This is a genomic window from Marinimicrobium locisalis, from assembly GCF_039822625.1.
Lineage (GTDB): Bacteria > Pseudomonadota > Gammaproteobacteria > Pseudomonadales > Cellvibrionaceae > Marinimicrobium > Marinimicrobium locisalis.
Map to the genome: position 1 here is coordinate 74,590 of NZ_JBDLLG010000021.1, position 21,151 is coordinate 95,740.

The following is a 21,151-nucleotide window of genomic DNA, read 5'->3' on the forward strand; positions in this document are numbered from 1 at the left end:
GCCCCTAACGGCGGTTCCCCGAGGTTTAAAACGACCAATGGTAAAAGTCCGAGAAGATCATCCGGTAGCCGATGACGGCACCATTGATATCGACGCCTGGATCGAGCGCCTGCCCGGCGCTCCCGAGCGTTCCGAAGAAAGCCGGCAACAACTCAGGCACGCCTGTGAGCTCAGCGCCCGGGCCGATACCGCGCCCGCGAATGAGGATTACGGCTGGGGCGAGTACAGCAGTTGCCTCATTATCGGCCTGGATATGGCCGAACTGCTGGCCGACTTGCAGCTGGACCAGGACACCCTGGTGGCGGCGGTGCTCTACCGCGCCGTGCGCGAGAACAAACTCTCCCTCAGTGAAGTTCAGCAGCACTTTGGTGAAACCGTGGCCAAACTGGTCAAGGGCGTCCGGCGCATGGCCGCCATCAGTTACCAGAGGGGCGATGGCGAGGAGCGCGTCTTCGGCCGCGAATCCGAAGAGCAGGCCGAAAACATTCGCAAAATGTTGGTCGCCATGGTGGACGATGTTCGGGTGGCGCTGATCAAGTTGGCCGAACGGACTTGCGCCATCCGGGCCGTTAAGGTCGCCGGCCCCCAACGCCGGCGTCAGGTGGCTCGGGAAGTGGCGGATGTCTACGCGCCCCTGGCCCATCGCCTGGGAATTGGCCATATCAAATGGGAACTGGAAGACCTCGCCTTCCGCTACCTGGAGCCAACCGACTACAAGCGCATCGCCAAGCTGCTCGACGAGCGCCGCCTGGCCCGCCAGAAGTACATCGACTGCGTGCTCACGGTGTTGCGGAACGAGCTAAAAGAGGCGAACATCGAAGGCGATGTCAGTGGCCGAGCCAAACACATCTACAGCATCTGGCGAAAGATGCAGCGCAAGGGCATCAGCTTCTCCCAAGTATATGATATCCGCGCGGTTCGCATTCTGGTGCCGAGCGTGCGCGAGTGCTACACCGTGCTCGGTATTGTGCACAGCCTGTGGCGGAACATTCCCCACGAGTTTGACGACTACATTGCCTCGCCCAAAGAGAACGGCTACCGCTCCTTACACACGGCGGTGATCGGCCCGGAAAACAAAGTGCTGGAAATCCAGATTCGAACCTTCGCCATGCACGAGGAGGCGGAGCTGGGCGTCTGCGCCCACTGGCGCTACAAGGGGACGGACGCCGACGCCAGTGAAAACAGCTACGAGCAGAAAATCGCCTGGCTGCGGCAGGTGCTGGAGTGGCACGACGAGCTCGGCGGCGACGGCCACTCCCTGAAAGAGGGGCTGCGCGCGGTGGACCAGGACCGCATCTACGTGTTTACCCCCGAAGGCCACGTGGTGGACTTGCCCAAAACCGCCACGCCCCTGGACTTCGCCTACCGCATTCACACCGACGTGGGCCATCGCTGCCGTGGGGCCAAGGTCAACAACCGTATTGTCCCGCTGAACTACCACCTCAATACCGCAGACCAGGTAGAGATTCTCACCGGCAAGCGCGAAGCGCCCAGCCGTGACTGGCTCTCTCCCGCCCTGGGCTACATCAACACGCCCCGGGCCCGGGCCAAGGTGCAACACTGGTTCAAGGTTCAGGCGCGGGACCAGAACATCGCCGAAGGACAGGCGCTGCTCGACCGGGAATTCAAACGCTTGGCCCTGCTCGACCTCGACTTCGAAGAGCTGGCGCAAAAACTCAACATGCACAGCCTGGACGACCTTTACGCGGCCGTGGGTGCCAGCGATATCGGCGTGGGCCAGGTGTTGAGCGCCGCCCAGCGGCTCATCAAGGCGAACCGCCCGGAAGAGCCGGTCATTCCGTTTAAGGCCCGCTCCACCAAGTACAAAAAAGATTCGGACTTGTACATCGAAGGGGTGGGTAACCTGCTCACCCAAATTGCCAGTTGCTGTAACCCGGTGCCCGGCGATGCCATCACCGGCTACATCACCCTGGGCAAGGGGGTATCGATTCACCGGCAGGATTGCAGCAACATATTGCAACTGCAGGCGGACGAGCCGCAGCGCATCATCAAAGTCTCCTGGGGGGAAACGCCCCAGAGCGCCTATTCGGTGGACCTGATTATCGAAGCCTATGACCGCCAAGGCCTGCTGCGGGACATCACTACACTGCTGGACGGCGAGCGCATCAACATCAGCGCGATGCAGACGCTTTCGGACAAACGCAAAAACACCGTGGACATGCTGGTAACGGCGGAAATTCGCAGTATCGACGAGCTCAGTCGCATTCTCACGCGCCTGAACCAGTTGCCCAACATCGCCTCGGCCCGACGCAAGCACTGACTGCCATGACCTATACCATTGATGACCTGTTATACCTGATGGCCCGCCTGCGGGAGCCGGGCACCGGCTGCCCGTGGGATTTGAAACAGTCCTACAAAACCATTGCCCCCTCCACCTTGGAAGAGGCCTATGAGGTGGTGGACACCATCGAGCGGGAAGACTACGACCACCTGCGGGAAGAGCTGGGCGACTTGCTGTTCCAAGTGATTTTCTACAGCCAGTTGGGCAAAGAGGAAGCGCGCTTCGATTTTCCCACCATCGTGGACGGGCTGGTCAGCAAATTGGTGCGCCGCCATCCCCACGTCTTCCCGGACGGCACCCTGGAAAGCCGCATCGGCGATCGGGACGCGAGCCAGGACGAGGGTAACCAGGATGAAGTAAAGGCCCGCTGGGAGGCCATCAAACAGCAGGAACGGGCGGAAAAGGGTGTGAAAGGCGTACTGGATGACGTCCCCGTAACCCTCCCCGCACTCAGCCGCGCCGCCAAGCTGCAAAAGCGCGCCTCCGGTGTGGGCTTTGACTGGCCCGAGGTTTCCGGCCCCATCGCCAAGGTGCGGGAAGAACTGGCGGAGCTGGAAGCGGCAATAGAGCAGGGCGACCACTCCGCTCAGCAGGAAGAGCTGGGGGATTTGCTATTCGCCGCCGCCAATATCGCCCGCCACCTGAAAGTCGACCCGGAAGCCGCGCTACGTGGGGCCAATCGCAAATTCGAACGACGCTTCCGCTACGTGGAGCGCCAGGCCGGCGACCAGCTCGGTAGCGCCTCGCTTACGCAGCTGGATCGGCTCTGGGGTCAGGCCAAGCAACAGGAGTAAAAGACGCCATAGGGCTTTCTTTGAAGTTTGAGTCCTTGTTTATAAATAAATAATAGGTGATTTGACGCCACTTCTCTTGTAACCTTCTCCTAATGTCTACAATGAAAGGTATTGGCCCCCTAAGGAGGTGCAGGCGTGAAGAGGCACCAAGTCCCGCCGGGATTCGTGGACACGAGCACAAGCTCGACCAAAATCCACGTTTCCGACCTGCGAGTCGGTATGTTCGTATCAAAATTGGACCGGGACTGGCTGGAAACCCCCTTTCTGGTCCAGGGGTTTTTGATCGAACGCCCGGAAGACGTCGACACCGTGGCCCAATACGCCGAGCACGTCTGGATTGACGCCGTGCAGTCCCGGTGGGTACCCGCGGAGCCGCACGCCACGCTCAACCCAGCGCTGCGACCCAAAAAAACCTACATCAACAAAGTCTCCGCCCGCGAAGAGCACGGTCATGCCCTCAAAGCCTTTCGCCGCGCCCGCCAACTGACCAAAACCCTGGTGGACGACATCCGCCTGGGCGGCACCATCGATACCGAACAGGCCAAGGCCACCGTCAGAAGTTGTGTCGACAGCATCCTGCGCAACCCCGACGCCCTGTTGTGGATGACCAAAATTCGCAACGAAGATGAATACACTGCCGAGCACTGTTTAAACGTCTGCATTCTCGCCATCGCCTTTGGTCGCTACCTCGGCATGTCGGAAAATGAACTGGAAAAACTAGGCCTGTGCGGCCTGCTGCACGATGTAGGCAAAATGCGCGTACCCCTGCCCATACTAAACAAGCCCGGCGCCCTGACCCCCAAAGAATTCAACATGATCCGTGCCCATACCGTCCACGGCCGGAACCTGCTGCTCTCCACCCCCGGCATTTTCGATGCGGTGGTGGACGTGGCCTACACCCACCACGAGCGCATGGACGGCATGGGCTACCCGCGAAAACTGCCGCAAGAGAAAATATCCCGCTACTCCCGAATCATCGCCCTGGTGGACGCCTACGACGCAATGACTGCAGAGCGCTGCTACGCCCCGGCCGTTCCCACCACCCAGGCCCTGAAGAACATCTACCAATCCCGGGGCACGCACTTTGACGAAAAATTGGCCCTGGAATTCATCAAAAGCGTGGGTCTCTACCCGCCGGGCACCATCGTTCAGCTTCGCAATGAAATGGTAGGCATCGTCCTGGAAGTCAGCCAGCAATACCGCCACCTGCCCAAAGTCATTCTGGTCAAGAAAGGCGAAGAGCCCTTGGCGCAGGAAAAAGTCGTCAACTTGGCCGATGTGGAAAAAGGCCACCTGGAGAAGGAGTTCTTGATCAAACGCGCCCTGAAAGATGGCACCTATGGGATTCGCGTGGCGGAGTATCGGGAGAAGGGGGTGGTGTTTCGGGCAGCGGGGCTGTGAGCCATCTTGATTTGACAATTGGCGCGCAAGATGGCACGGTCGGTTAAAACACCAATAACGGGCAGACAAGTATGTCGACACACAAGGACGCGCAGGCAGAGCGCGTGACCCTATTAGAACTGGTCGCTTACTGGGAAGGCAGGGTCAATACGATTTTGCTCACCCATCACTTCGGAATTTCTCGTCAGTATGTCAGTGCCGACCTAAAACGCTATCGGGAGCTGGCGCCCGATAATCTCTGGTATTGTGCCTCAGCCAAGTCCTGTCTCGCGGGCATCGATTTTCAGCCAATTCTCACCAGCGCTGACGTTGCTCAGTATCTCAATTGGTTGGGTGCCGGCTTTCCCTTGCAAAACGCCAAACTTCAAGTCATCACTCGCGCTTGCCAAGTGCAATACCCACTCAATGAAATGCAGGTAAATACTGAAGTACTGGATGGCATTCCAGAGGCTCAGCGATTGGTACTTGTCAACCAAGCTGACATAAGGGGGGTTGTTTGAAGTATGAAACGGAGCGGGGCAGAAAGGATAAGACAAAAAGAGTTTACCTGTGTTTTTGCGCAGTATTTGTCTTGCTGATCGTAACGGTTAACGTTGTGCGCCCTGAAGCATAATTAGAGTTGAGGTCTTTTTTGGAAGACATATCGCCATCTGATCTAAAAACCATTTTACACTCCAAAAGGGCCAATATTTATTACCTTCAGTATTGCCGGGTGTTGGTCAACGGTGGTCGGGTGGAGTATGTCACCGATCAAAGAAAATAGTCTCTGTACTGGAATATTCCCATAGCCAACACCACCATCATTCTGTTGGGTACAGGCACATCAATCACTCAAGCCGCAATGCGAGAGTTGGCCAAAGCCGGGGTTTTGGTTGGCTTTTGTGGCGGTGGTGGTACAACACCGTTATTTACAGCCAACGAATTAGACGTTGATGTGGTTTGGTTTTCTCCCCAGAGTGAGTGCCGACACACCGAGTATTTAAAAGCCTGGGTCAAATTCTGGTTCGATGATGACTTGCACTTTACGGCTGCGAAAGCTTTGCAGTAGGCCCGGCTGGCCCGCTTAAAGCAGGAGTGGAAAAAAGGGTGTTGCGTGAGGCAAGTTTTACCGTCGATGGGGGCGGCCCCTTTAGGTCAGGATAGTTGTCGCCTCACCCGAAATGAGGACGACAATGAAACATTTCAGGATCATCCTGAACTTCAATAAGAACTTTACCGACTAGGGTGAGGTGTTCAGGGGTCAGGTAATTGCTACGGCGATACTGGACCGACTGTTGCACCACTCGACGACCCTGAATATCAAAGGGGAAAGTTACTGCACTGCCTGAAGAACAAGCGTAAAGCCGGACTGATCGCGGCCAGCTCTGCCAAAGCGGATACCGAAAACCCCAATTTAGAGGAGGAAACGGCTGCCATCAAGTGACGCTAAAATCATTAAAAGCTGGACAATCTAAACCGGTGAGATGCGACAAACTAGGTCGTGGGTGGCACAACAATCAACGCCCTCACTCCTGCGGAGCGTCATGCAGGGAGAGGCGCCACAATATTAACCGAGCCCACGCGTGTGCTTGAGGCGGCTAGGAAAAATACATCGGAGAGGTGGTCAGGCTCTGAAGCAACTGCAGTCCAAAGGTTTCGCCATGTTGAACCAGGCGAAGAGAAAAATGGGATGCCCGTACAGGCGACCTAAAACTTACGCACGGTGTGGCACCTCTCTTGAAAACCATCGGGAGTGGTGATAATCTACTCGCGATTTTTTGATTAGCTGATTAGCTGCTCGGATCTTAATCCTTTAAAAGTTTTTAGTATCTGGAAATTATTTTTTAATAATATTAAGGAAAAATTATGGATATATTGTTTGGTGAAGAAGCCAGGTTGAAATCTAAAACCTCATCAAAGGTAAAACCCTCCGGTTCATGGAGAGATCCTTTAAATCATTTTAAAAGTGCCTTGCGCGACCCGTGGTATAAAGGGATTCATGCTCTAACTTCAAGTGTTAGCTCGGTAACTGCGGAGTTTTATTTAAGTAAAAACATTTCCCCGGCCTTACTTCCTGTAACGACAGGTTCTATATCAAGCCCAATGGGGCTAGGTTCGGACTCCCTGCCCGTTAATATTGAGCTTGGTGGTATACAAACTTACCTGGCCGACTCAATGCAGTTTTTGCTGGAATACTCTTTAAGATTTGAAGACGCAGGTGCGTATTACATAATGCCTTCTTTTCGGGGAGAGGAGCAAGATGAGCGGCATTTAAATCAATTCTACCACTCAGAAGCTGAAATAGCGGGTGGTCTCGATGATGTCATTGCACTGGTTAACGAGTATGTCTCTTTCTTAGCTAAAGGCGTAACGGAGAAGTGTAGTGACTTTCTCGCAACAACTGTTGATGATGCATCGCACATAGAACAGCTTGTACGTTTAGGTAATGATATACCACGAATCCGTCACGACGACGCCGTTAAATTATTGAATAATGAGCCAGAATTTGTTTATAAGCATCCGGACAATTTTCTGGATATTACTAATGCCGGTGAGCGTTGCTTGTTGAAAGAATTTGGCAGCCCAGTTTGGCTGACGCACATGCCACAACTAGCCGTTCCGTTCTATCAAGCCAACGAGCCCGGAACAGAATTTTCTCTTACTGCAGATTTGTTAATGGGCATTGGCGAAACGGTCGGGGCTGGAGAGCGTAACGTTGGTAAAGCCGAAGTACTTAAAAACCTTGAGCAACGTCAGGTTAGTCGATCGGAGTACGAGTGGTATATTGAGATGCGTGATATCGCGCCAATGCGAACAGCAGGATTTGGTATGGGTATCGAGCGTTTTATTCTATGGATGTTAAAACATGACGATATCCGTGATACCCAGATTTTGCCTCGTAAGCATGGGATAAATATCTTGCCTTAATACATAAAGAGAAATTTAGTCATGACTACGAAGGCAGAAAATATTCACGGTGAGTTCCTTGAAAAAGAAAGTGGGGAGAAAATATTTCTTTTACACTCTCCATCAAAGCTAGTAAAGACATATGGGCACGTTATTATCGTGCCTCCTTACGGAAGAAATGCGCATAACTCTGTATTCCTAACGCAATACCTTGTGCAGAATGGTTTTGATGTAACTCGCTTTGATCCACGCTTTAGCGTGGGCCGGAGTACAGGGAACGTAGAAAAGTACAAACTTTCTGTCGTTCAACAGGACTTGATGACCGTCATAGAACATATAGAAGATTCCCTCAACGTACCTCTGTGTATTTTAACCATGAGTTTAAGCTCTCCGGTAGCATGGCGAGTTGCTAACAAGGTTCCAAAAATACAATCCGTAGTCACTACGGTTGGGGTGATTGACATCGTCGATACTGTTGAAAAGGCGGCCAAAGACGAGCTCTTTTTAAGTGAGCGTTGTGAAATGTACAGGCGGGGAGAGTTGTTTGACCCATCACATACGATGATGACAGAAGTCCTAGGCCTCGATATTTATGGACAAGAGTTTGTAGCAGATCTAGTGAATAATGATTTCTGCAACGCGAGTTCAGTTCTGGAAGACATTAAAAGTTTACAGATACCGACTCATATGATTTTCGCTGGTAACGATAAATGGGTCAGACCGGACTTAGTTGAGCAGGCAAAACAGCTTAGTTTAAAAGGGTCTCAAAATATCGTCATCCCGGATTTGCCACATGATTTCGGTGGCAACGCGGTCGCTGCCAAGAGAATCTGCGAAAAGATAGTAAAACTTATTTTGCAAGAGTTTTGTCAGGAATACGAGGTCACACCTTTCTTCCCTAGAGTCGTCGATATCGTCAGGAGCGCCTCAGTAGAGGCTAAATACATTTCAAAAATGATTTGTTGACTCGATTATCATGAGCTATATCGAGTATTATTGGATGCATAATTGTGAGTAAAGAAGCAATAAAAATACCTAAGATAGTCTGCGGAAAAGTTATCTACGATGGTGCCTGCGAGACTATTGAGTACGATAATGGAGTAAAAGTCGAGATTCCAGTTTTCACAGAAGAAGACTTCGAAACAATCACAAAAAATAGGCAGTCGTTACATGATATTCCGCTGAGCGAAGTAACGCTATATCTGGCAAGCGCTGCGCGAAGAATGCTCGATAAAAACTACGAAATACGCAAAAAATCAGTTGAATACGGTAGCCTGGTAACAGGTTTCAGTAAAGAAATGATTGGTCGCGATTTCTTTATAATGGGTGACCATTTGCAGTATCGAAGCAATATGTATGATTTATTGGATTCTGAGCTAGGAAGTCATCACATTGTTGATGAATGGGTGCGAAATCAGGTTGCAAAAGTTCGCGCCTTTCCTATCGGCAGGGTTATGCACATATTGGTTGGCAATATACCCCTAGCATCCTGTTATAGTATCGTGCGCTCAGTGCTAACGAAAAACCACACTGTGGTTAAGTTACCGAGACGCGATATTATTACTAGCTTGTTCTTCTGCCAAGCTTTGATCGCCGAAAACGGTGAAGACCACCCGCTTAGCCGAGCTATTAGTGCAGTATACATCCCAAAAGAAAGTGACCTTCTTCAGAATTTGATATCTTCTTCAGACCTTATCTGTGCTTGGGGTAGAAAGGAATCGCTGGATAAAATTAAAAGTATTGTACCGAGTGGTATACCGCTTCTCGAATTTGGCCCACGAAGAAGCTTCTCCATCGTCGATTTAGATCAATGTGACCCACAGGATGCTGCGCGACGTTTAGCTCATGAGTTTACACTCTACGATCAAGAAGCCTGTTTTAATCCTCAGCGTCTATTTGTAAAGGGAGACGTCGATAAGCTAATACCACACTTATACCGATATATGGACCAACAGCAGCAGAAGTTACCCAAAGGCGAGATCGACTACGATACGCACGCAGCTTTGTCCAGCATATGTATGGAAGCAAATTATCTCGGTTACGATGTGCATCAAAACAACGAAAAGGTATGGACAATTATCAGGTGTCCAGCCGATCATGTCATGGACCACCCACTGAGTCGTACGATGTATCTACACTCTGTAGAAACATGGAAAGAAGTACATAAACACATAGATAATGAAACTCAGACAGTTTCTGTATTCCCCATATCTCTACGTGACCAGGTTGCTGACGAATTTTGTTCGCGTGGCGCAGTAAGAATTTGTGAAACGGGTATGACATCTCACCCTCGCCAAGGTTGGACCCATGATGGTAAACACCCCTTAAAGGACTTTGTCTCGTTAGCCAACATGGATGAAGGTCTTGATTACATCCATAAATATGGTGATTACAAAACGGAAGACATGGAAAACTTTCTGTTTGACATGTTATCGGACTGTTAATAGGGTGCCTGCGATGTCTGAAAAATTATGTGTCGATACTCTGATGTCAGAGTTAAAAAATATATACGAAAATAAACCTGAGACATGGGATCTTACCGCTGCTCTAATTAAGGAAAGTCTACGATATCACGCACAGCACAACGAGCAATACGCTAGCTATCTGGACAATGCCCGCGAAACGGTAGAAGAGGGTGAGTTAGCCAATATTCCTCTAGTTCCAAGTACACTGTTTAAAAATCCTGCCGCCAAAGTGTTGTCTGGCCCCCAAAGCGAGATTCAACAGTACTCCCGAAGCAGTGGCACCCAAGGCGCTGTTAGCTTGGTTCCTAGAGATGAAACCAGCATACTGCGATTTATAGGCGGTATGTCGGCCTCTATGCCAGCTCTTCTCGGGGTTGATCGAATGGGCAACCATGTCGGTATAGTGCTAGGAAAAGACGCTGATAGTGCCGAAAACCTCTGGTTCTCTTATGCACTAGCTTGTATCACGATTGAAATTGAAACCGAATTTATGGAGACTAAAGACGGTTTTGATATCGACAAGACCTTAGACACAATCGGAAAGCTCAAAGCCAGCGGTCGTGATCTTATTATTGTTGGACCTCCATTTCGAGCCCTCGACCTAGCTGAAGCTTATGCTGAAAGAGTAGGCAAAGCGCTTGGTGGCAAGGACTTTATTATTACCGCCGGTGGCTGGAAGGGGGAAAAATCCAAAGCCATTGACAACAAAACCTTCCGTCGGGTTGTCTGCAAGAGCTTTGGTTTAAAGTCGGATAAGCAAATACGTGATTGCTACAACATGGTTGAGTGCAATACCGCATTTTTTGAGTGTGAACACCATGAAAAACATATTCCACCTTGGGTGTACGCCTATTCCGTTGATCCAGTTAATCAAAACAAAAAGACAGACGGTGAAGGTGTTATATGTTTATTGGACGCAAGCGCCAATAGCTACCCCTGCTTTATCAAAACAGATGACGTTGGCATCATAAACCATGAGCAGTGCAGTTGTGGCCGCCATGGGCCAACCATAAGGATTACTCGTCGAATTAACAAAGTAGAGTCACGAGGATGTGCACTAAAGATGGCTGTAGGTAAGAACACCGATAATGCTAATCGCTTCCATCAAAGTATTTATCGTACCCCCGCTTCACATCCTCTACTAAAAGGGGCTGGCAGCGATAATGAATAACAGGTATTCGAAAGTGATTTTCGGACTTACGGCCCCTGGCGAGTTAAGCTCGGGACGTCTGTCGCTAATTGCTCAATACAACCGTCATAGCGATGGTTCCATTTTTATTCCAATCAGCGAAGAGCATATTGATACTGCTAACTCAGTACTTGATATACTCCATGTACCCAATGTACAGCACTGTAATATTACGGATATAGAGCACTTTACTTTCGAGTCAAACACCACACAGAAAGACAGTAAAGACAGCTTTGTTCTATATTCATTTAATGAAACAGATATAGTAGCCGACATATATCATGCCCTGACAGGCTATCAACTAGAAAAAAACTGCCAATTTGATTTTCTAGCAGACATGTTCAGGGCCGGCACCGGACCGAAATATGCGATGCTGTTCGTCGATAGAACGATCAGTACCCAGCAGATAAATACGTTAAATAAATCATTAGTCGACAGCCATAACCAATGCTGCGTCGGCCTGATTGGTCCTGGTGATAAATCATTATGTTGGCTTATGGCAATAAAGTCTTTTCTGTATACCTACTGTGATCACAGGCAAACAGCCCCTGAGTCCACCTATATCAATGCTATATCTTCAGAGCATGAGGAATTAGAGACTTCATCTTACCAATGGTTGCAAGGTATCAAAGACGAAGAAAAAATAAAAAAAGCACTTAGTAATCCCAAAGACCTATTATTAATAATTGCGCATAGCAACGGTGTGGACATGGGCATTAGCAAAGGGGTTGCTCTATGTGCCAAAAAAGATTTTAACAAGGCGGTAGTACCACTCAAAGCAATGGAATGCTTTCATACCGATAGTTGTATACGCTGTCAAAATAAGGATAATAGAATTGCGCCCTCCTCGATAAAAGCTAATACCCTGTTTTTGTACACATGCTGGGGGGCCATGATAGGTGAAAGTGTCTTTGATTTGGATATATCACTGTTCAAAGCACTAATTTCGGCTCCTGGTGTAGGTAGCCTTTTAACAACATATACGATGTCAAATTTCGATCCTCGCCTAGCTTTAGATTTTGGCAAAAAATATGCTGCTGGTGAAGCTCTTGGCTCAATAACCACGGAGCTAAACAGAGTTATTAGCCAATTATTAGATAAAAGCGGAGATCGCGTTTACCCCTTTTTACTTATTGGAGATCCTTCATACTTAAAGTCTCAATATGACGAGCAAGCGCACAGCAAATTCAGTGATCAATTGAGCTGGAAAAACAAAAATTCAGAGCGCTCGACTGATCATAAACTAGCGACTTTATATGACGACATAAAAATAGACGATTTTCAATATACAGACGCATCGATTATGGGGTCGGTAATACTGCCTTCAGATGCGATCAAAGACTCGGTAACACGCTTAAATAACTCCAAAAGAGGTCTGCTAACTTATCTGATCGTCAATAATTATTTCGATACCAACGATTATGCTGAGAGAGGTCAAGCAAGCGATGCAAGGATCATCTGTAAGCATTTTATGAATATCCACAAAGCCTGGATAAAAATGTACTTGGAAATGGTGTCGGCATATGGTGGTTATATCAGGCTTCAGATTGACCGTTTCTACAAAGAGCTACCTGAACAAAAAACAGATAGCGCAGCCTGCCACTACTGCTCCGCTCACGTGATAATTCGTAATCTGGCATTTAAGGATCGCTCAAATGATACCAGTCGCATACTTGGAGAGTGCGTTAACTGCGGTACAGTTTTAGATGCGGCCCTACCCGTTACTCATGCAAAAATTTGCGGCAATAACAAGGTTATAGAAGGAAAAGGTAGTTTTTCTGTTTCCTTAGGTTTCAGCGAAGAGCAAAAAGGCCTAGCGACATTAGTTGGGATTTTGGAACCGTTTGACAAAAAAAATAAGGACGCTGAGATAGTATTTTCTACCACACAAAGTTTTAAGGGCTCTACCTTAGAAAAGAACTTCGAACTGGCGATGGAGAAAGCTAACGCCCCCGTCGGGCATCGTTATCTCAATGTATTAAGCCTTATCAATGGAAAACCTGTATTTCTACGGCGATCGATTTATTTTTGGTCAGCCTAAGGCAGAGAATATGACTATTGAAAGTATCAGCACATTTACTAAAGAAATAGAAAAAAAAACCGGTATTTCGATTATCAATATCGAGAATATACCTGGCTCCAAGAACTTGGTCGCAAAGCTCATCTGTGACGATGGAAGGAACCTATTGCTGAAAGTACTAGTGACGAAGCCGGAGCTATTTAACTCGGACGAAGTAGCCGTATATCAAGCATTGGGACAACAGCCTTGGTTAAAGGAAATAGTGTCTACAGGAACCTTAAGCAACAACTGCCGCTACATATTGACCTCCTATGAAGGCGAGAAAGAGAGCACAATTGATAATAGCGCAAGCTCTCTAATCAAAATTATGGATAGTTTATTCAGTTATCCCACAGACGGATTTGGGCCCCTCGGCTCCGACGAGGATAACTTTAGCGATTGGCACGAGTATCTATCCAGTTACCTCAACACCTTGCGTAGCAAGCTGAACAGAATAGAAAACTGCCCACAAGTTGGCAAACTCATTGAGGTTCACAACTATATTCAGATGCTTGTCGATAGTAATAAACAGGAGCTTATGCAAGTAAGCCCTTCGCTGGTGTTGTGTGATGCAAATATCCAAAACCTGATCGCCGGCAAAGATAATGCCTATCTAGTAGACCTTGAATCGATCGTGCGTGCAGATTGGCGACTAGCCATAGGTGAGCTTTACAACCACTACTATGGCACAGAAACATTTGTTAAAATTTTCACCAAAAGTAAATTCGACTTCACTCCGAGGGATCTCCGCTGGGTACGAGTTTATGCAATGATGGCGGCCCTTGATATCCTAACTTATCTGGCAAAGTTGGGTGAAAATATCAACGATATTAAACCTTGGGGAGCGCCCTATAGTTTCTTCGCACTGATAGAGTGGCATCGTTCGTATATTGAATCCGATCGGTATGTTGTCGATCCTGTTACTCTGCTAGCCAACCCGCTTCTGGATGATACTGGCTCTGGCGACAAAGTCCCTAATATCGAAAGTACTCGATTAACTGACATAAACGAGGCCTTGGTTCGTTTACATGAGGCTGCACCACTAGCCGGAATAACCAGGGTGCCTGACATTACCCATCTTGATGTCACATGTATTCCTGCTTACCAAACGGTGAGGCCGGATGCTGAAATTGATGACGAAACCTTCACAGTGTTTTCCGGCAAAGGTACGACTGTAGAAGCCTGTAAGGCCTCTGCAATTGCGGAAGCGATAGAAAGGTTTTGTGCTGAAAAAAGAAACTATAGTGAGGGCGTCGAAGTAGCCTCATATAATGAGCTCGCGGAAAAAAATAAGGTAGTAGACCCAAGAGACTGGGGCTTTAGAAAACGGGAGCAGTTCGACCCTGATGCTAAGCATGAATGGGTGAAAACTACCAATATTATTAATGGTCAAAGTTGGTTTGTACCAGCCGAGTCAGTATTTTACCCATACAAAAGCGATGTAGGTGAAAGCTGGTTCCGATACTACACTACTGGCTTGGCGGCGGGAAATCAATATTTAGAAGCCGTTTCACACGGTCTCGCTGAGGCTATCGAACGCGATAGCGCAGCGATGAATTTAATAACCAAAGATCGCGTTTTAATTGATAACAACTCTATTGACCATCCGGCGGCGAGAGAGCTGATCGACAAAATAGAAGGTAACAGCCTTGATCTTTACATCAGAGATATCAGTACTGATGATATTGCTATTCCCTGTTTTTCTGTTATTTGCGACGACCCGAACGCTATGGACAATTTATATATTAGTGGTGGATACGGTTGCCACCCCAATAAAGATGTGGCACTGCTAACTGCTATTAACGAATGCGCGCTGTCCAGAGTTACAACGATAAGTGGTGCAAGAGAAGATATCTTAAAATTTGAATATAAACGCGAGTATAGCTACACCGATTTCAAGCAACAAAATAGTTATTGGTTTGACAAATCAGTGGTCAAGTCCTATCAAAAAATAAGCGATTATAAGTATGCTAATATTATGGACGACCTAAGTCTAATGGCTAACCAGCTAAGCCATGTCGGAATAGATAAAATACTTGTTGCCAACATCATGGATTCGAAAATAGGCCTGCCCGTGGTAAAAGTCGTAGTGCCTGGTATCGAGCGATACTCATTCAGAATGGAGTGTGTTGGCCTACGTGCAAGAAGAGCCTATTTACAAAAGAATAAATCAGCACAGGTCAAAAAAACTGCTACCTAGTTAGCCACCACATTATTTTTAAACGTTAATCATTGCTTAGATTGGAGCTAAATATGAAAGGCCAAGAAAAACTCGAAGACCAAAAAAAGGAGTCAGATAACGAGGTAAGAGATATCACAGATATAACTGATGATGAACTGATGGATATGGACCTGGAAATCGAACCTGGCCCTGAAACAGCCTTATTTTGGCAGTAAATCACTATTGGTATATGGAATATTAGTACAGCTATGAATGAAAAAAAGCTAACACAAGGCAGTCTCAGTAAGGATGATATAAGCCGCTATAGCCGACAGCTATTACTCCGGGAGATAGGTATAGATGGCCAGGTTCGTCTGCGGCAATCTTCGGTACTGGTAGTTGGTGCTGGTGGACTCGGATGCCCAGTCGTTCAATATTTGGCAGCCTCCGGCTTAGGTTGCATTGGCATTATTGATTCAGATAGAGTTGATATTAGCAATATTCATAGACAGACAATATTTACCGAATATGATTGTGATGAATATAAAGCAGAAAAAGCCATGGCTTATATAAAAGCTAGAAATTCAGGCTGCCAAGTCAATTGTTACACGGAATTTCTTACTGATCACAATGCACAGCAAATTATTGACAAGCATGAAATCGTCATCGATTGTACAGATAATTTTTCGGTACGATACCTGATAAATGACGTCTGTGTAAAACTAGGTAAGCCTTTAGTTTCTGGCGCTATACAAAAGTTTTCGGGTCAGATTGGCGTTTACAATATCGAGCGCGAAAATGGTGATCGAGGTCCATGCTTTCGCTGTGTATTCCCTGAGGTGCCTCCAGCAGGCTTGATTCAAAACTGCGAAGAAGCTGGTGTGATTGGCGCATTGCCAGGGATTATTGGAGCTATGCAATCGCTGGAAGCAATAAAGCTTATAATTGGCGCTGAATCAGGTATTCACGCAAAAATATTCGAGTTTAATGCGCTTACTTATAACACAAAAAAGTACTCGATTAGGAAATCTTCGTCCTGCCCGGTATGCAGCAAAGATGCTGATGAGATTGCCCTTGAATATGATTTTTACTCATGTGGCACAGATGATCCATCAAATGATATTCCCGATCTAGAACCGGATAAAATTAAAGCATTAATTGATCAGAATCGTATTAGCCTAATCGATGTCCGCCCACGGCATGAACATGAAATCGCAAATATAGGCGGGCGGATAATTGAAATGCAAGATGTCAATGCCAACAAAGAATACTTACTATCAGAAAGCAAAAAGTACGACCATCTTGTAATTTACTGTAAAACGGGAAAGCGGTCGCTTAATTTTGCAAAGCATATAAAGGAAAATCTAGGTATAGATAATGTAGTGCGACTCAAAGGTGGGGTTACACGTTGGGCTCAAGAGATTGATAATAGTATGCCGATTTACTAACGATAGTTTTAACCAAGAGTTATTTAGGGGTAATTTCATGGCCACAGTTCATATTCCAGACGCACTAACTAAATTCACAAATGGCTGTTCTTCAATAAATATTGAAGAAGCTAGCGCGGAAAAAGTATTTTCGAGTTTAGCCGGTAAATATCCAGATTTAGTAGGCCCTGTATTCAATACAGATATAAAACCACAACGTTTTGTCGCTGTTTTTTTGGATGGTGATAGCATTAGTGACATTGACACTAGCACTTATACAGTAAGTGACAGAACTAACATTGAGTTTGTCGCAGCTTTGGCAGGTGGTTAACCAAGTTGTTAAACTAAAGCAGGTTTTAATTTGAAAAACACATTGAACATCTTGCGATGTTGGGATCGTTGTAAATTAGAGTTAAGTAATAATTTTGCTCTTAATCGAATAGAGGAAATAAGTAATGAATGTAAAAGGTATGAGTTTAGAAAGAATACAATCCCTCGATTACTTTGAAATGATAGGTGTTGTCAAAGAAACTAATCGACCGCCTGGTGGTTCCAGCAGTATTCGTGGTGTAGCACTGAACTCCTTTCTTAACGAAAAAAGTAAAGTGTTAGAAGTTGGCACTAGTACTGGAGTAACAGCTATTGAATTAGCGAAGATGGTTAAGTGCAATATTCAAGCTATCGACATCAACGACGAGAGTTTGAAGGAGGCTAGAGCCCGTGCTGAAGCCGCTGCGGTTGGTCAATACATCGATTTTTCTGTAGGTGATGCATCACAAACCAAATTCGATGATGAAAGTTTCGATATGGTTTTCTGTGGTAACGTAACATCCTACTTCGATAGCAAAGAAAAAGTTATCGACGAGTTTAATCGAGTGCTTGTACCTAATGGTCACATTGCTGCGATTCCTATGTACTACATCGATAAGCCTTCTGAAGAATTGGTTAACAAGGTGTCTGAGGCCATCAACGTTGATATTACGCCACTGTATTTAAAAGATTGGGTAAAGTATTATGATATGCCTTGTTTTGAAAATGTTTGGATGGAAAATTACCGTTTCGACCGTGTATCCGATGAAAACGTTGCTCGTTACGTCGATAGCATATTTTCTCAGCCTCATCTAGCTGAGCTTGATGAAGAGCGAAAGGCTGCACTTTATGATAGATACAGATACTTTATGTTCCTATTTAGAGACAATCTTTCACTGATGGGCTACACGCCAATGTTACTGCGTAAAGCTTTGACAAAAGATGAACCGGAGCTATTTGTATCTAGTAAGGTTTAAGTTGCAATGTCAACATATATAGTAACTGCGGCATTTCCGTTTATCCCAGCAGAGCTATGTACTGCCCATATGGCCAGTACATATTTACCTGCTGATATTTACGCTCGTTATTTACGAATGACTGGTGAGAAAGTTAGTTATGTTTGTTCAACAGACGTTCACGGTGTTTGGGTAAAGCGAGAATTGTCAAAAAGAGGGATATCTCACGAGGATCTCATAGAGGAATGGGATTCAACGTATAAAAAACAATTCGAAGCGTTTAATATACAGTTCGACTATTATGATCGCACCGACAGCCCTAGGTTAAGAAAGCTCGTTAAGGATAGCCTGATAGCACTGAAAGCAGAGGGCAAGCTAAAACAAAATGTCGTTGAATGTTTTCGTTGTGATTCTTGTAAAGAGTATTTGCCCAAGCGATTTATGGTAACAACCGACAGAATTTCCAGCACTGGTAAAATGAAGGTCGGTGACAGCGAAGAACATAGATATGCCTGTGGTTATTGTGGCAGTGACAGTATTTCAAAAGAGGAAAACCAAAATTGGTTCGTTCGCCTATCCAGCGAGGACTATACATTAAAGACGTTCGCTCAATCTCAGAATCTAAACAGTGTCAAGAATTACCTACTGTCTACGATTAATCAGGGGGTTAATGATTGGGATATCACTCGCAAGAACTATGTCGGCATTGACATCCCATTCTCCGATGGCGACCAATACGTATATCTTTGGTACGAATCATTATTAGGTTATATTGATTTAGCCCAGACTGTAGCTCCGAATAAGGGTATTAAGTATCGTCATTTCTTTGGAAAAAATATTCTTTATTATCATGGAATTATCTGGCCTTATATACTCGAACATGCGTCAGATCTTGAGCCGAGTGACACACAACTTTTCCCGCGTGGTTTTTTAAACATAGAAAGAACTGATAAACGCTTGATTGATATAATACAAAGCACCGAAACATACGAGGCTGATTATTTAAGAGCTTTTTTTGCTAGTGAAACGCCAGATTCTTTTTCTGATTTCTCTTTCAGGTTTGACGCTTTCGAAAACTTTGTCAACAAAACAATCTGTAATAAATTTGGCTTCTTTTTCGCACACTGTGCAAAATTATTGGAGCAGCATAACATCCAAAGCACACCATCTGATTATCAGGAGTTCGAGCTGATTTCAGAATTTAAAGCTAGAATTAATAAATCTATGCATGGTATGTACATTCGCCAAGCATTTAAAGACGTACAGGAATACATCAAGAAATGTAGCGCTTACATATCTACAAACAAACTACATCAGTCCGAAAAGCTAGAAGATCAATATGTCATCATGGATATTTATTTAAATGGCCTCCATTTTTTAGCACCATTTATGCCTAAGATTATCAACGACTATAATATTTTTGTTGGTTTGGATGTTCACTCACAAAAGCCACTGTCTTCTATAGCCAACACCAAAATTGATTACAATGTAAAGAGGTGGGAAAAAATAAGCTGGTATGAATAGGAAGAGAATAGCAGTAATTGCGACGTCCAATAGTATGGGGGTGATGCCTCAGGACTTAATAGACATCGGCTTGGTAAAGCTTAACGTCCTAGGTTTTGATGTTGTCTTTGGGAAAAATGTCAACAATAATTATTTTGGCATAGCCGGACTGCGTGAAGATCGATTGGCAGATTTAAATTGGGCATTAAACGCCAACGACATCGATATTGTAATGCCAGTATTTGGAGGTTACAACTGCGCTGAACTGCTAGACGGAGTTGACTATTCTGCTATCAAAGAAAAAATGGTGGTTGGTTACAGTGACATTACTTCGTTAATTAATGATATCTATGCTCGTACCGGTCGGACAGCATATCACGGACCGGGATTTGCAAAATTTTGCGACCCCAACATTAGCGAAGAAACAGTTCAATCCTTTATGCAAGCCGTAAATGGCGATCACAACACGCTCATCAGTGCTCCTGAGAAGATGTCCAGCGATCTATGGTTTATTAAAAAGAACTACGGACCCCGTGAGTGGCGTAGCCATCCAACAATGAAGGCGCTGTGTAAAGGCCGAGCTCAAGGCAAGCTTGTTGGCGGCACAATGGAAACACTGCTGTCGCTTAACGCTACTCCTTATCAGGTCAATTACGACGATAAAGTACTATTACTTGAAACCAGCTATAAGACATCAGTATCCATCTTTAAGCAGTGGATGACGCAGTTTAGTCAGCAAGGTGTTTTTGATAGAGTCGCAGGTGTAGTTTTCGGGACATTCAGTCTTTGTTCTGAGCTAGCTGAAGAACAGATTCTTGAAAAGGTATTATCTGAGTATTTCTGCGCATACGATAAGCCCGTTGCGATGCATCTCCCTTCTTCACATGCGGACCCAATCTATACGTTGCCCATAGGTGGTGATGTAGAACTTTACTCAGGAGATCTAGCGTGGTTGAAGATTATTTAAACTCAGTATTGGTCTGTAATGACGACGGTTTTCACTCGCCCAGCCTGCGACCGTTATTACGCTATTTAGAAAGCATGTTTCGTCATGTGGTTGCCGTTGTACCCGACTCTGATCGCAGCGGTGTGGCTTGCTCTATGACAGTAGATCGACCGATTAGGGTTAAGCAGCCCGAGGATGGAATATACACGGTTAACGGTACACCCGTCGACTGTGTTAATTTTGCTGTATCAGAGTTATTTGAGGGAGAAGATTTAGATATGCTGATCTCCGGCATTAATGCTGGTCACAATATGGCCAATAGCCTGCTTTATTCAGGTACGGTAGGGGCTGCGTTACATGCACAGCAATTTGGTATCCGCGGAATATGTTTTTCTGCCAATGATGAGGACCCAAATTGGGTGGAAAATAGCCTGTCACAGATAATGCGGCACGATCTCGTCAAAGGCTTTGTCGATCCAGCTCAGTGTCAAGCCAAAATCTTAAATATCAATCTGCCAGCCTTCGAGACCTCGGCCGAGCAGCAAGTACGCATCACGCGCCCAGCCCAGCGTCAGGGGATTAAAATGACAGCCGCAGTTGACCCTTATGGCAATGCAGTGTATTGGGCTGGCAAGCCAGGGGATATAGTAGAATCTAATACTCTGAGTGATTACAATGTGTTACAGTCGGGAGATGTGTCAGTTACACCAATTGACGCTGACCTTTCAATTGAAATGAATTAGGACTGAACGC

Annotated in this window: 18 protein-coding genes and 1 pseudogene; all 19 read left to right on the plus strand. The window is 46.3% G+C overall.

What is annotated here, in order from left to right; translation table 11 throughout:
• The first annotated feature begins 37 nt into the window (after window positions 1–37).
• The 19 genes and pseudogenes from relA (at window position 38) to surE (ending at window position 21,141) form a co-directional block, all read left to right on the plus strand.
• Window positions 38–2,281, plus strand: coding sequence for a GTP diphosphokinase (gene relA / locus AAE514_RS13945; protein WP_347332166.1), 2,244 nt, complete (start codon window positions 38–40; stop codon window positions 2,279–2,281).
• A 5-nt stretch (window positions 2,282–2,286) separates the two neighbouring features.
• The gene (gene mazG, locus AAE514_RS13950; RefSeq protein ID WP_347332167.1) at window positions 2,287–3,096 is read left to right on the plus strand and encodes a nucleoside triphosphate pyrophosphohydrolase; all 810 of its coding nucleotides are present in this window, start codon (window positions 2,287–2,289) and stop codon (window positions 3,094–3,096) included.
• A gap of 165 nt (window positions 3,097–3,261) precedes the next feature.
• Window positions 3,262–4,497 (plus strand): HD-GYP domain-containing protein, encoded by a 1,236-nt coding sequence (locus AAE514_RS13955; RefSeq protein WP_347332190.1) that lies wholly within the window; start codon window positions 3,262–3,264, stop codon window positions 4,495–4,497.
• A gap of 71 nt (window positions 4,498–4,568) precedes the next feature.
• Complete coding sequence (locus AAE514_RS13960; protein ID WP_347332168.1) at window positions 4,569–4,997, plus strand: BrxR family helix-turn-helix transcriptional regulator; 429 nt, start codon at window positions 4,569–4,571, stop codon at window positions 4,995–4,997.
• Window positions 4,998–5,263: 266 nt separating this feature from the next.
• Window positions 5,264–5,545 carry a type I-F CRISPR-associated endonuclease Cas1f gene (gene cas1f, locus AAE514_RS13965; RefSeq protein WP_347332191.1) on the plus strand — a complete coding sequence of 94 codons (282 nt, stop codon included), beginning with the start codon at window positions 5,264–5,266 and terminating at the stop codon, window positions 5,543–5,545.
• A gap of 139 nt (window positions 5,546–5,684) precedes the next feature.
• A pseudogene (locus AAE514_RS13970) lies at window positions 5,685–5,920 on the plus strand (ATP-binding protein); the annotation flags it as partial.
• Window positions 5,921–6,342: 422 nt separating this feature from the next.
• The gene (locus AAE514_RS13975) at window positions 6,343–7,404 is read left to right on the plus strand and encodes an asparagine synthetase A (RefSeq protein ID WP_347332169.1); all 1,062 of its coding nucleotides are present in this window, start codon (window positions 6,343–6,345) and stop codon (window positions 7,402–7,404) included.
• Window positions 7,405–7,425: 21 nt separating this feature from the next.
• Complete coding sequence (locus AAE514_RS13980; protein WP_347332170.1) at window positions 7,426–8,349, plus strand: alpha/beta hydrolase family protein; 924 nt, start codon at window positions 7,426–7,428, stop codon at window positions 8,347–8,349.
• Between the two features lie 44 nt (window positions 8,350–8,393).
• Window positions 8,394–9,827 (plus strand): aldehyde dehydrogenase family protein, encoded by a 1,434-nt coding sequence (locus AAE514_RS13985; RefSeq protein ID WP_347332171.1) that lies wholly within the window; start codon window positions 8,394–8,396, stop codon window positions 9,825–9,827.
• Between the two features lie 13 nt (window positions 9,828–9,840).
• Window positions 9,841–11,019, plus strand: a complete 1,179-nt coding sequence (locus tag AAE514_RS13990) for a LuxE/PaaK family acyltransferase (protein ID WP_347332172.1) — start codon at window positions 9,841–9,843, stop codon at window positions 11,017–11,019.
• The gene (locus AAE514_RS13995; protein ID WP_347332173.1) at window positions 11,012–13,078 is read left to right on the plus strand and encodes a hypothetical protein; all 2,067 of its coding nucleotides are present in this window, start codon (window positions 11,012–11,014) and stop codon (window positions 13,076–13,078) included. Before AAE514_RS13990 ends, AAE514_RS13995 begins: the two co-directional genes overlap by 8 nt.
• A complete protein-coding gene (locus AAE514_RS14000) occupies window positions 13,029–15,296 on the plus strand; it encodes a YcaO-like family protein (protein WP_347332174.1) in 2,268 nt (755 codons plus the stop codon). The genes AAE514_RS13995 and AAE514_RS14000 overlap by 50 nt, the downstream gene beginning before the upstream one ends.
• A gap of 53 nt (window positions 15,297–15,349) precedes the next feature.
• Window positions 15,350–15,493: a hypothetical protein gene (locus AAE514_RS14005; protein ID WP_347332175.1), complete on the plus strand. Its 144-nt coding sequence runs from the start codon at window positions 15,350–15,352 to the stop codon at window positions 15,491–15,493.
• Window positions 15,494–15,526: 33 nt separating this feature from the next.
• On the plus strand, window positions 15,527–16,705 hold the full coding sequence (gene moeB, locus AAE514_RS14010; RefSeq protein WP_347332176.1) for a molybdopterin-synthase adenylyltransferase MoeB: 1,179 nt from the start codon (window positions 15,527–15,529) through the stop codon (window positions 16,703–16,705).
• A gap of 37 nt (window positions 16,706–16,742) precedes the next feature.
• Window positions 16,743–17,015, plus strand: coding sequence for a MoaD/ThiS family protein (locus AAE514_RS14015; protein WP_347332177.1), 273 nt, complete (start codon window positions 16,743–16,745; stop codon window positions 17,013–17,015).
• 124 nt (window positions 17,016–17,139) lie between these two features.
• Window positions 17,140–17,970 (plus strand): class I SAM-dependent methyltransferase, encoded by an 831-nt coding sequence (locus AAE514_RS14020; RefSeq protein ID WP_347332178.1) that lies wholly within the window; start codon window positions 17,140–17,142, stop codon window positions 17,968–17,970.
• Between the two features lie 6 nt (window positions 17,971–17,976).
• Complete coding sequence (locus AAE514_RS14025; RefSeq protein ID WP_347332179.1) at window positions 17,977–19,473, plus strand: class I tRNA ligase family protein; 1,497 nt, start codon at window positions 17,977–17,979, stop codon at window positions 19,471–19,473.
• Window positions 19,466–20,419 carry a S66 peptidase family protein gene (locus AAE514_RS14030; RefSeq protein WP_347332180.1) on the plus strand — a complete coding sequence of 318 codons (954 nt, stop codon included), beginning with the start codon at window positions 19,466–19,468 and terminating at the stop codon, window positions 20,417–20,419. Before AAE514_RS14025 ends, AAE514_RS14030 begins: the two co-directional genes overlap by 8 nt.
• Window positions 20,401–21,141: a 5'/3'-nucleotidase SurE gene (surE, locus tag AAE514_RS14035; RefSeq protein ID WP_347332181.1), complete on the plus strand. Its 741-nt coding sequence runs from the start codon at window positions 20,401–20,403 to the stop codon at window positions 21,139–21,141. Before AAE514_RS14030 ends, surE begins: the two co-directional genes overlap by 19 nt.
• Window positions 21,142–21,151 lie beyond the last annotated feature (10 nt).